Source organism: Grimontia sp. SpTr1, from assembly GCF_947387585.1.
Lineage (GTDB): Bacteria > Pseudomonadota > Gammaproteobacteria > Enterobacterales > Vibrionaceae > Enterovibrio > Enterovibrio indicus.
In genome coordinates, this window is record NZ_CANDOD010000025.1 from 1 (window position 1) to 12,358 (window position 12,358).

The following is a 12,358-nucleotide window of genomic DNA, read 5'->3' on the forward strand; positions in this document are numbered from 1 at the left end:
AGCGTTTGTGGGGAATTTCTGCTGCGTTATCAGCTTCTCATGTAGGCTAGCTACACATCGAAGCCTCTGCCTTGCATAAAATCCCCACAAACTGCTGCAAAAATCATCACCAAAGGTCAACAGCCCCTAATAGCTTGCTCTTTTTGATTGTGACGCCAATACCTTCCTAGCAAAGATCAACAGACCCTAGCGTTTCCCTTTCATAAATCCCGCTTTCTGCGCAGATTGGTTTAGATTTCAGCGCTATGATCATGACATCCAATTCGTATTGTTCAACTTATCAAGGATGTGATCATGAGAGTGATTCGAAGTGCGAAGTTCACCGCGGAGAATGCCTGGGGAGCGATGGATATCGCCAATATGAACGGTATCACCACCAGACTGCACTGGACCGACAAACCCTACAAATGGCACATCAACGAAGGTGAGGAAGTCTTTGTGGTGCTCAACGGCATGGTTGAGATGCATTTTCGTGAGGAAGGTGACGAGAAGTCAGTGATGCTTCAGGCTGGTGATATTTTCTACGCCTCTGAAGGCACGGAGCACGTTGCCAAACCTTTGGGTGAAGCGCGGGTGTTGGTGATTGAAACCGATGGGAGTGTGTAACTTTTTCCTCTGAATTTCCTTCCTGACGGGTGTTTGTCGCATCGATGACGCCCCGATTTGATAAACGACAAGATCACGCTAACCTACTGTTTTAAAAGTACTGTCATGTATGTGTCGGGTGAATGACGTTCCTGACAACAAGGAAAGTTCGGTAAATTTTGAAGCGTTCACAGCGAAAAGGAAAAACAAGATGATTGTCAGGAAATTACGATTGCAGCGCGGCTGGTCGCAAGAGCAACTTTCTGAAATGAGCGGTCTCAGTGTCCGTACCATTCAGAGAATTGAACGTGGCGATAAAGCAGGTCTGGAATCGCTGAAGTCTCTGGCGGCTGTCTTTGAAATCCAAGTTTCAGACCTTCAAAAAGAACCGGAGCCCGACATGACAGAAGAAGTGAAATACACCGCCGAAGAAGAACGTGTGATTAATCAGGTGCGAGAAATTAAAGGGTTTTATTCCCACCTAACCACCTACGTGCTGGTGATAGGATTGCTGTTTGTGATCAACTTCCTTACCAGTCCAGGTTACATTTGGGCATGGTGGCCAGCGATGGGCTGGGGCATCGGTATTACTGTCCACGCTTTGAGCTCATTCGAAATCCTGAATTTCTTCGGCCCAGATTGGGAAAAGAAACAGATCGAAAAGCGCCTCGGTCGCAAGCTTTAATCTCACTCCACAAACTGCTGCAAAAATCATCACCAAAGGTCAACAGACTCTATCATTCTGCTGGCCTTTCGCTTTTCTAACCGTAACAACTCCGACCTCATCTTCTTGAACCCACTTGGTGCAGCTTTTCTCGCTAATGATACATTCATCATTTGCCGAAACCGGTTTCGTTAAATAGTTTTTAAATTATCAGTACGGAACATGGTGGTTTATGACGTTCAATCCGAGAGTGTCAGCAGTCGGTCGCGGGCTTCGAGAAAAACGCCCGACGATCAATGAGCTATCCAAGGCATTGGGGCTTTCCAAAGGCACGGTTTCCCGTGCACTCAATGACTATCCTGACATCTCTCCGATTACCAAACAGCGCGTTCGTGAAAAAGCCAAGGAAATGGGTTATCGGGCACTCAGTTACGCCCAAGCCATTAAAACCGGGCAGGTTTGTGCCATAGGGTTGGTACTGAACCTCGGCAGTGACAACGCTCACAGACCTTTCCTGACCAACTTTATTGATGGGATCAGTCGGGCGGTAAGCCGCCATAACTGGACCTTAACGGTAGCAACTGCCAATGGCGAAAAAGATGAGTTGCAGACGCTTCGCCGCCTGATTGAAGAGCACAAAGTGGATGGATTCATCCTACCGCGAAGCAAAGCGCACGACCCGCGTATTGCCCTGTTAAAGGAAGAGGGCGTGCCCTTTGTGATTTTTGGCCGCTCGCAGGATTTGGATAACGTCAGCTTCTTCGATATCCGTGGTGAAGCCGCGATGCGTGAATCGGTGCAGGTTTTGGCTAGGCGTGGCCATAAGCGCATTGCTTTTGTGAACGGTGGGGATGAATACAACTACAGCCATTTGCGGGAAGACGGTTTCCGTCAGGGCATGCAATTGTCCGGTCTGGAAGTGGATGAAAGCCTGTTGCTGTGGGGCGGCATTACCAAGGCGGCAGGACAAAGATTAGGTGAGGTTTTACTTTCTCAAAGCGAACCGCCCACTGCGGTTGTCTGCGCGCTTGATATTGCAGCTCTCGGGATCTATCGCGCTGCTTCAGAGCGCGGGATTGAAATAGGAAAAGACCTGGCAGTGATTGGTTATGACGGTCTGCCTGAAAGTGAATTCGCCTCGCCACCACTCACAACGTTTTCTGTCGACATGCGTTATTCAGGCGAGCAGTTGGCGACGCTGCTGCTTCGTCAAATCAATGGAGAGCGGCCGGAAGATCTCCGAAAGCTGGTGAACGCCCAATTGATAAAGCGCCTGTCCCACAGAATCAAGCAATAGTAAGGAAAGTGAGCACATACTACGCTTTTAGTAAACGGCGGGTATTAGACGACGTAATGAACGCGCACAAAAAAGAAGTAAACCATGAACAATCAGCAGACTGGCAAGCGCCGTTGGCTGGCGGGTATCGTGATAACAGCGATGTTTGGCGCCTCATCGGTATATGCCGACTCCATCCGGTTCTGGACAACGGAAGAGCAGCCAGAGCGTCTGGAGCGTCAACAGGAGATGGCGAAAGACTTCGAAAAGCTGACCGGTACCAAGGTTGAAGTAATTCCGGTGACTGAGAGTGATCTTGGTACCCGTGCGACCGCGGCTTTCTCTGCCGGTGATCTACCTGACGTGATTTACCACACTTTGCAATACACACTCCCATGGTCAGAAGCGGGCATTCTGGATGCGGATGCCGCCACAGAAGTGATTGAAGAGCTGGGTGTTGATACTTTTGCACCGGGCGCACTGGAAATGGCGACGGTGGAAGACGGCTATGCCGCGGTGCCGGTTGATGGCTGGACCCAGATGCTCGTTTACCGCAAAGACCTGTTTGATGCCAACAAACTGGCCGCGCCGGATTCCTATGAAAACGTGCTGAAAGCGATCGAAAAACTTCATAACCCGCCAAACATGTTCGGCTTTGTAGCGGCGACTAAGGTCGACGAAAACTTCATGAGCCAGGTGCTTGAGCATGTTTTCCTCGCCAATGGCGTGACGCCAGTAAACAAAGACGGCATTCAGCAACTGGATAAGAAGAAAACCATCGAAGTGCTGGATTTCTACAAAGTGATTGCCGACGCCTCGCCAGATGGTGAGCTGTACTGGAAGCAATCCCGTGAGCTGTATTTTGGCGGCAAAGCAGCAATGATTATCTGGTCTCCGTTCATTCTTGATGAGCTGGCAGGGCTGCGTGACAGCGCGCCACCAACGATTAATGACGATCCAACCAGTCGCGAATTGGCTTCAAAAACCGGTATCGTGACCCGTTTCTCTGGTCCATCTAATCCAGAAGGTGCCGCATGGGGTGATGTACGTTACTTCGGTATCACGACAGATGCTGATATCGACAATGCCATGGCTTTCGTCCGTTACTCCATGAGCGATGGTTACACCAATACGTTGTCGATTGCGCCAGAAGGCAAGTTCCCCGTTCGCCGCGGTACCGAAGATAACGCGACACTTTATACCGAAGCGTGGTCAAAACTGCCGGTTGGTGTTGACCGTAAAGCGCCTCTGTCTGAGCTGTATGAAGCCGAAATGATTGATGAAATCGTTGGTGGCTTGAACAACGCGCAACGTTGGGGTGTGGCAGAAGGCCAACTGGCGCTGGCATCGAAGGTTATCAACAGCCAAGTGATCAACCGACTGGTGCGCGAATACATCGACGGTACGCGTGATGCCTCTGCCACTGTCGATGCCATGAATAAAGCACTGGCTGAGCTTTACTAAGCGACGCATTCATTCCCGAACACAATCACCCAACGGGAGCGGAGAAATCCGCTCCTGACGGGGAAGTCATATCCAAGGAACTGGGATGAGCGAATCAATTAACACTGTAAAACCTGAGCCGCCCAAGGGTGTCGGACCGCTACAAAAACGGGAAACGCGGCTGGCATGGGGTCTGTTGTCTCCGACTTTGATTTCGGTCGCGCTGGTGGTTCTGCTTCCATTGCTGTCTATCTTCTGGATCAGTGCCAAGCCGATTGAATTAGCCGATTTGCGACCCGTCGAGCCGAATGTCTACGAGCGCTTCCGTGGCAAACCCAAAGCGGCGGGAGACGAAATCAAAATCGAATATCGCCTGACGAACCGTTCAAAGGAAAAGGCGATTGAGAGCGTCACGCTGCGTGATGTCATTCCAGAAGGCCTTACCGCACAATCTGTTCCAGAAAACTGCACCCTGAATGGCCGCGAAATTTTCTGTGAGCTGGGAGATTGGGAGCCGGGCTACAAAGAGCGTATGCAAATCCCGGTTGTGGTCGAGGAAGCCTATATCGCAAACCCTGTAGGGATGCGTGATTATCCGGCGGAAATGGCAGGTATCAGTAGTTCAGATCTCTTTAATGCCAGTTTTACGTTCGACAACTTCACCAAGGTGTTCGACAGCGATGAGTTTGTCGAAGTCCTCTGGGTGACCATTTTCTACACGGTTTTCGGCACCATTGGCGCACTTGTCGTGGGTATGATGGCGGCGCTGCTGCTGAACAAAACATTCAAAGGTCAGGGCTTCATTCGTGGCTTGATGCTGTTTCCTTATGTTGCGCCCGTGATTGCTGTTGCCTTTACCTGGGTGACACTGTTTGACCCGTTTTCCGGTTCGGCCAACGCGCTTTTGATTCAAATGGGCGCGATCACTGAACCTATTAACTTCTTTGGCGAAAAGCCGTTGGCACTGATCAGTGTGACAGTGTTTGAGATCTGGCGTTACTTCCCGCTCTCGTTCCTGTTCATTCTGGCAAGGATGCAGTCGATTGATGCGGACATGTACGAAGCTGCCCGAATGGATGGCGCGTCGCCCTTCCAGCAATTCTGGTACCTCTCGATTCCCCAGTTGCTTGGCATTCTGTCGGTCCTTTTCCTGCTGCGCTTTATCTGGACCTTCAACAAGTTCGACGACATCTTCCTACTCACCGGCGGTAATGCCGGGACGCGAACACTGACAGTGAATGTGTATGAGCAAGCCTTTGCACTGTCCAACATTGGCGCGGGTGCAGCCGTGGCCGTGGTGATCTTCGTCTGCTTGCTGATCTTCTCGTTCTTCTTCTTCCGCTATGTCAGCCGTGAGGAGGGTTTATGATGACGGCTTCAGAAAAATGCTGGTATCGCCAGGCGGACTTTGTTGCCGCCGCCATCGGCGCAGGTTGGGGCATCAGCGCCGCCATTACCGTGACGGTGGCGCTGGCATTGATGACCGGTGCGGGTGTGGCACCTTATGTGTGGATTTCCCTTATGGCTGGTGCAGTGTGCGCAGTGTATGTGCTTCGCATGCAACACCGTCTTGAAGGTACGTCTTTGGTGGTCAGCGCCACCACCGTCTATTTGCTGATATTCATGGTGCTGACATTTGGCACACCGTTCACTATTTCGCTGGCTGAGCATACGTCGTCGCAGGCTGTGGCATTTGTTGTCATGGCACTTTTCACCGTCTGGCCGCTCTCCCGCATGTTGGTGGAAACCCCTGAGGGATGGCTGGATCGCCATGAATTTGAAAGTGCGATCATCAACTTCATGTATTGGTTCGGCTACCTGTTTTTCATCATCATCGTGGCAGTGCCTTTCTATGTGATGGTAATGACCAGTCTGAAAAGCCAGCAAGCGCTGCTGGCCAATCCACTCGATTTCAGCCTGGATCTCGACAAAGGATTGGGGCTGTTCCGCTCTTATGTCGAACTTTTTGAGCAGTTCAATTTCGGCGAATACCTGCTGACTTCCTTCAGCGTGTCGGTCGCGACCGTGATTGTCACTTTGCTTTTCAGCGTGCCGGGAGCCTATGCCGTTGCGCGTCTCCGCTTCCGAGGTCAAGCGGCGATGTCCCGCTCGATTCTGCTGATTTATATGGTGCCGATGATCGTTCTCGCGCTGCCTATCTATATCGGATTCAGCATGTTGGGCCTTCGCAATTCCCTGTTTGGCATTCTATTGATTTATCCGGTGACCACGATTCCTGTGGCGCTTTATATGCTGCAGGGCTACTTCCGCGGATTGCCAGCAGAAGTGGAGGAAGCGGGCCTGATGGATGGGTTGTCGCGTCTCAAAGTGATTTTGAAAATCACGCTGCCACTCAGTTTGCCTGCCATGGCATCGGTATCGCTGTACGTCTTTATGATCGCGTGGAACGAATTCTTGCTTGCTTTCATGTTGCTCGATGACCCTTCTAAATTCACGTTGACCCGTGGTGTCGCCATGCTCAACAGCTCGGAAATACCGCGTCAGCATTTGATGGCTGGGGCAGTGATTGCCACCGTGCCTATCATGATGATTTTCCTGGGTCTTGAGCGGTTTATGGTGAAAGGTCTCACGGCGGGATCAGTCAAATAACGATATGCCCTAAGGCGCGAGATTCGCGGTAAAGCGCCTTTCGGCCAACAGCTTAAAATTTTGGGAATTTGATTATGGAAGCTCTGGATAAACAAGCCATCGACATACTGACAGATAACGATCGAGGCGGTTACACCATACCCACGGCAGGTTTGTACCCGTATCAGTGGAACTGGGACAGCGCGTTTGCGGCGTTGGGTTTTTCAACCTTCGACTTACCGCGTGCCTGGCAGGAAATTGAAACTTTACTGACTGCCCAGTGGGATAACGGCATGGTGCCGCACATTGTTTTCCACCAACCCGATGAAGGTTACTTTCCGGGACCGGAGGTCTGGGGTGGAAAAGGGCCGATCGCGTCGTCAGGCATTAGCCAACCGCCATTGGTGGCAACCTTTGCGCGCAAGATCTATCTGCGTGATGAAGCACTCGGTCTGGAGAAACTTAAATCCAATTATCCGGCGTTGGTCAAATGGCACCGCTGGTACATGGCCTGCCGCGCGGAATCCGGTGTGGTGGCAAGCACGCATCCTTGGGAGAGTGGCCGCGATAATGCGCCGGATTGGGATGAAGCCTCAGAGGCGATTGATATCTCTCACGTCGGTGAATACAAGCGCCGTGATACGTCTCATGTGGATGCGTCGATGCGCCCGACCAAGCTGGATTACGACCGTTATTTGTCGCTTTTGTACTTAGGTCGTGACTGCGGCTGGGATGAGAAGGTGATAGAGCAAACCAGTCCGTTTCGGGTTGCTGATCCGAGTCTTCACTTTACCTTGCTTCGTGGCCACCGTGATTTAGCGGAGATCGGAAAATTATTAGGTGAGGATGTCTCCGAGATTGAAGGTTGGATCGCCACGCTGGAAGCAGGCTGCAAACAAATCTGGAACAGAGAGATTAACGCATTCGACAGCGTGAATCTGCGAAACGGCAAGTTCGCGGGGAGTCTGTCAAATGCTTCATTCCTTTGCTGGTACGCAGGCATTGAAAGCCCGGAAATGGTGCACCATCTCGAGCGCATCCTTGCGAATGGGCATTACATTGTGCCGAGCTATGATCCGGCAGGAGAGAAATACGACGCTATGCGTTATTGGCGCGGCCCTGTGTGGGCAATCATGAACGCGTTGATTGGCTGGGGACTGGAAGAGCAAGGACATATCACACTCGCGCGGGCAGTGCGCCAGCAAACCGCGGGTTTGATTGCAAATTATGGCTTCGCCGAATACTTCAACCCGGACAATGGAACGCCGGCAGGCGGCGGGCATTTTACTTGGACAGCAGCCGTTTGGCTTTCCTGGTCGCTGTCTGACTTAGCAGGAGGCTGACATGGGCTCAATTCAACTGAACAACGTCGAAAAATGGTATGGCGACACGCAGGTCATCAAGGGAATCGATCTCTCTGTAGAAGAGGGCGAGTTGGTGGTTTTTGTTGGGCCTTCGGGTTGCGGCAAGTCTACGCTGCTCCGGATGATTGCTGGCCTTGAAGAAACCAGCCGCGGGCAGATCTTGATTGATGGCACTGACATGACAGATCAACCGCCAGCCAAACGTGGGTTGACCATGGTGTTCCAGAGCTATGCGCTTTATCCACACATGACAGTGCGCGACAACATGGGTTTTAGCCTGAAAACCCAAGGGCGTCCGCAGTCTGAAATCGACGAAAAAGTGAATTATGCAGCGCAGGTGCTCAAGCTTGAGGATTATCTCGACCGTCGTCCAAGACACCTTTCCGGTGGTCAGCGACAGCGTGTTGCGATTGGTCGCTCTATCGTCCGAGACCCAACAGCGTTCCTGTTTGATGAACCCTTGTCGAATCTGGATGCGGCGCTTCGTGTCGAAATGCGTTACGAAATCGCCAAGCTTCACCAGTCTTTGCAATCCACCATGATTTACGTGACACACGATCAGGTAGAAGCGATGACCCTTGCCGACAAAATTGTCGTCCTGCAAGGCGGTGTGATTGAGCAGATTGGTAGTCCGAAAACCTTGTACGACCACCCTGCGAACCTCTTTGTCGCGCAGTTTATCGGCAGCCCTAAGATGAACATCATGTCCTGCGTGACAGAAGGGGGAGAATATGGGCTGGCAGGAGGCAATGGCGGGGCATATTCGCACTCACGTTCTGCAACCCAGCTTGGCATCCGTCCAGAGGCCATAAATCTGGTTTCTCCGGAAGAAGGTAACTGTCAGGGCATCGTAGATGTGACTGAATACCTTGGTGCGGATATCTATGTAGTTGTTGATTGTGGTGAGCTCGGCAAAATAACCGTTCGCACCGATGGGGAAAGCGAGGTAAGAGCTGGCGACAACGTGGGTCTCCAGTTCCATACCAACAAGCTGCACTTCTTCGACGCGGAAGGATTATCTGTCGCGCAATCATGATCAAGTGTCTTCGGTTTTTCGAGTTTACTGAAGGCACACATTCTCCATTTGATGCGGTTCTTTCTTCCAGTGAACTGCAAAACACTCCCCCGGCATTTTCTCCTTGGATGCCGGGCTTTTTTTGCCACTTCAGTGGCAGAAAAGTACTGATATTCTTACTCATCTCACTTCATAAACAAATTTATCATGATTAATTGAATAGCCTTTTCTCTAAGTCAGGGAAACACACTGACTGATATGGATAAAAATAAAAGGATATTTGATGAATCTTAAACATCTAAAAAGAGATATAGGGATTGTGGCGAGCCTTGGCGTGGCGCTTTTTTCTGCAACGGCATTGGCAGGAAATTATACGGCAAAGGATTTTCCCGATGGGCAATTGCCGAATAACGACAACAACATCACTTTTACGACTTACAACGGAAACTGGGTGGGCGAGATAAAATTCCCCACAGCGCCCCAGGACAAAACCATTGTGAATCTGGTTTCTAATGCGGGTTATACCTCTTCAATCAGTCATGACTCTCTGGATTTTGAAACCGTTTATCTCTACACCAATGACTCGGTGACGTTCCGCTATGATGCTGCCACCAAAGCGTGGGGTATGGACATGGATTTCCAGACGCCAAACAAGGTGGGGGATACCATCAAGAACGATGCGGGACAGCGTTTTGTTCGTTATCACATGTACAACAGTAACTGGACGCGGGCGGTGAAACTGCCTGAAAACGTTAATCAGCTTCAGGGCATAGTGATCACGTCCAACGCGTCGTGGACATCACGCATTGATGATGCGCAATTGGGAACCAAGAGTACGGCTTCGATCCGAACCAAAGACAAATACGTGTTGGTCTACAACAAGCAGTATAAAAAATGGTTCTTTAAGTCTGCACCGGAGCGCTTTATCAATGCGCGTGATATTAAAGACGGTGTGGTGCCAACCCCCTACTCACCGATGACAGTGGTGCAGTTTGCCAATGCTAACTACATCGGCAACATTTCCTTGCCCAGACAAGGAAAGGAAGGGGACACAGTGGCCATTCGCTCCCGCGCTGATTGGAATGCCACCATTATGAATACCCATACCAATGTGGGTGCGCCTCTGACGCTCAGAAATGGTCAGGAGTATGTGTTTGTTTATCGTGGTGACCGTAATCTGTGGAGCTTGTATAAGAGCCCAGAAGTACGCCTGAATGCACGTGATGTGAAAAACGGCGAGCTCAATATCACTGCGCCTGATACGCACGTTTACTTTTCCAATGCTAATTGGGTTCGGGATTTGAAATTGCCAAATCGTGGCGAAGGCACCCGTGTTCACGTGAAAACGGATGCCGCCTGGTCGTTTGTGGTATCAGGACAGGGTATGAGCCCAAACAGACTGTACCGTGGCGAATGGGCAACCTTTGTCGTCAATGGCAGTGGAAACTGGGAACGCGAAACCGTCACCATCGATTTACTGGCTTACTACAGCCATCGAAACGTACAGAAAATTGGCGAAACCAAATCACGTGCTCGTTTGGTGGAAGGCTTCGTGAAAACCAATGAAGCGCTGTTGAATTCAGGGGCGAATTTCCGTTTCCGCATGGTTTCTCTTGAGAAATTCCAGACGCCGGATACCTGGCTGAGACTTGGTGATGTGCTGCGCGAAATACGCTCAAACCCAGTTGCCCAGCAACGACGTGATGCCCTGAAAGCGGACGCGATTTACTATGAGGGTACAGAAAGTGGTTGCGGCTTAGCGTATGTTAAATCCAGCCGTTTCAACATGGTGGCGTCGGGCTCGCTTAACTGTGGCACCGATGTCATGCGCCATGAACTGGGACATAACATGGGACTGAATCATGGCGTACTGACGCCGGATTTGGCAGGCAATATCGCGGTTGGTTACTCTGCGGAGCGCACTGTGATGGGCGGCAATGCGATTCCGTATTTTTCGACGCCAGAAAAGCTTTCTCCGAATACCAAATTGCCGCTGGGCTTTACTGACCAGATTGACGGCGTGAAAGCGATGAATAACTTCTCGAAGCAAGTGTCGGGATACAACTAAGCAGTTTTCTTACGATAGAAAAAGCCCTCCAACGTTTGGAGGGCTTTTTATTGGTTAGATATCCGCTTCGGTTTCTGCGCGCACCTGTGTCACCTTTACCTTGGCGACACGATTGTGCTTAACCTTAAGGACCTGAAAGCGCCAGCCTTGATGGACTAGCACCTCTCCCTCGCCAGGCACCCGCTCCGCTAACCAACTCAACATGCCATTTAGGGTTTGGAAACCTTCGGCTTCTTCGCCCTCCAAATTCGAAACCCCAAGCCGGTCTTTCAACTCGTTCAAAGGGATCAACGCATCCATCACCCAACCACCTTCTTCCAGAGCCTGCCCCCACAAATCCTGTGGAGAGAGCGAGAGCTCACCGGCAATTGCCTCCAGCAAATCATAGTGGGTAACCAGCCCTTGAATATCGCCGTATTCATCAACAATAAACGCCATTTCTGCCCCTTGGCGCTGCATGTGATCGAGCAGCGTTAGTCCTTTCATTGACTCTGGGACATACATAGGGCGTTTAAGCAATTTGGCAATAACGGCGGTGTTGATGTCGCCGACATGGTTCAGCAGAAGTTTCGAAGAAACCGTGCCGATGACGTTATCCAGATTGCCACGACAGATTGGGAAAACGCTGTGTTTGGTGCTTCTGATGCGCGCCAGAACTTGGTCGACAGGCTGGTTGATGTCGAGATAATCTATGTCGCGGCGTGGTGTCATCAGCGAGCTGACCAGTCGATCATTGAGGTGCAGAATGTTGCGGATCATGGTTTGTTCACGTGGCTCTATCGCACCGGATTCAGAACCTTCATTGAGGATGGCCTGAATATCATCTTCTGTCACTGCTTCTTCGCTGTCTTCGCGCACACCAAGACCTTTCAGCAATGTTTGCGTTGAGACACTCAGCGCCACCACAAACGGCCGGGTAATAATAGAAATCCAGCGGATGGGACGAGCAACCAGAACGGCGATAGTTTCAGCATGAGACTGCGCGATACGCTTTGGCACCAGCTCACCCACAACGATGGCAAAGTAGGTAATGCCAAGCACCACGCAAGCGGTGGAGAGATAATCTGCCGTTTCGATGTGCATGCCAGCTGAAACGAGAAACGCTGCGAAAGGTTTGGAGAGTGTAGCTTCACCGACAATACCGCTCAAAAGCCCGATAACAGTGATGCCGATTTGGATGGTGGAAAGAAAGGTGTTGGGGTTTTCTTTGAGGGAAAGCGCGACTGAGGCGGCTTTTCGGGTTTCCGCCATGCGTTTCAGTCGGCTGGTTTTGGCGGCGACAAGCGCAATCTCCGACATGGCAAACAAGCCGTTAATCACAATTAAACCAGCGAGCAGTAATACGTCCATATTG

Annotated in this window: 10 protein-coding genes; 9 read left to right on the forward strand and 1 reads right to left on the reverse strand. The window is 51.0% G+C overall.

From position 1 onward, the window contains the following. Positions 1 to 294 precede the first annotated feature (294 nt). The 9 genes from QL223_RS23635 to QL223_RS23675 all read left to right on the forward strand — a co-directional run bounded on the left by QL223_RS23635 (position 295) and on the right by QL223_RS23675 (position 11,004). Positions 295 to 606, forward strand: coding sequence for a cupin domain-containing protein (locus QL223_RS23635; protein ID WP_002540686.1), 312 nt, complete (start codon positions 295 to 297; stop codon positions 604 to 606). Between the two features lie 190 nt (positions 607 to 796). Next, a complete protein-coding gene (locus QL223_RS23640) occupies positions 797 to 1,270 on the forward strand; it encodes a 2TM domain-containing protein (RefSeq protein ID WP_002540687.1) in 474 nt (157 codons plus the stop codon). Positions 1,271 to 1,481: 211 nt separating this feature from the next. Next, positions 1,482 to 2,546, forward strand: a complete 1,065-nt coding sequence (locus QL223_RS23645; RefSeq protein ID WP_281546142.1) for a LacI family DNA-binding transcriptional regulator — start codon at positions 1,482 to 1,484, stop codon at positions 2,544 to 2,546. Positions 2,547 to 2,630: 84 nt separating this feature from the next. Continuing rightward, entirely contained in the window at positions 2,631 to 3,989 is a 1,359-nt protein-coding gene (locus tag QL223_RS23650; protein ID WP_281546143.1) for an extracellular solute-binding protein, read from the forward strand. Positions 3,990 to 4,074: 85 nt separating this feature from the next. Continuing rightward, on the forward strand, positions 4,075 to 5,337 hold the full coding sequence (locus QL223_RS23655; protein ID WP_281546144.1) for a sugar ABC transporter permease: 1,263 nt from the start codon (positions 4,075 to 4,077) through the stop codon (positions 5,335 to 5,337). After that, positions 5,334 to 6,578 (forward strand): carbohydrate ABC transporter permease, encoded by a 1,245-nt coding sequence (locus QL223_RS23660; protein ID WP_281546145.1) that lies wholly within the window; start codon positions 5,334 to 5,336, stop codon positions 6,576 to 6,578. Before QL223_RS23655 ends, QL223_RS23660 begins: the two co-directional genes overlap by 4 nt. A 74-nt stretch (positions 6,579 to 6,652) precedes the next feature. Next, positions 6,653 to 7,900: a hypothetical protein gene (locus tag QL223_RS23665; protein ID WP_281546146.1), complete on the forward strand. Its 1,248-nt coding sequence runs from the start codon at positions 6,653 to 6,655 to the stop codon at positions 7,898 to 7,900. Position 7,901: 1 nt separating this feature from the next. Then, on the forward strand, positions 7,902 to 8,957 hold the full coding sequence (locus tag QL223_RS23670; RefSeq protein ID WP_281546147.1) for an ABC transporter ATP-binding protein: 1,056 nt from the start codon (positions 7,902 to 7,904) through the stop codon (positions 8,955 to 8,957). A gap of 262 nt (positions 8,958 to 9,219) precedes the next feature. Beyond that, positions 9,220 to 11,004: a zinc-dependent metalloprotease family protein gene (locus tag QL223_RS23675; protein ID WP_281546148.1), complete on the forward strand. Its 1,785-nt coding sequence runs from the start codon at positions 9,220 to 9,222 to the stop codon at positions 11,002 to 11,004. Between the two features lie 54 nt (positions 11,005 to 11,058). Here QL223_RS23675 and QL223_RS23680 read toward each other — a convergent pair whose 3' ends face one another. After that, positions 11,059 to 12,354, reverse strand: a complete 1,296-nt coding sequence (locus tag QL223_RS23680) for a hemolysin family protein (protein ID WP_281546149.1) — start codon at positions 12,352 to 12,354, stop codon at positions 11,059 to 11,061. Between the last annotated feature and the right edge of the window lie 4 nt (positions 12,355 to 12,358).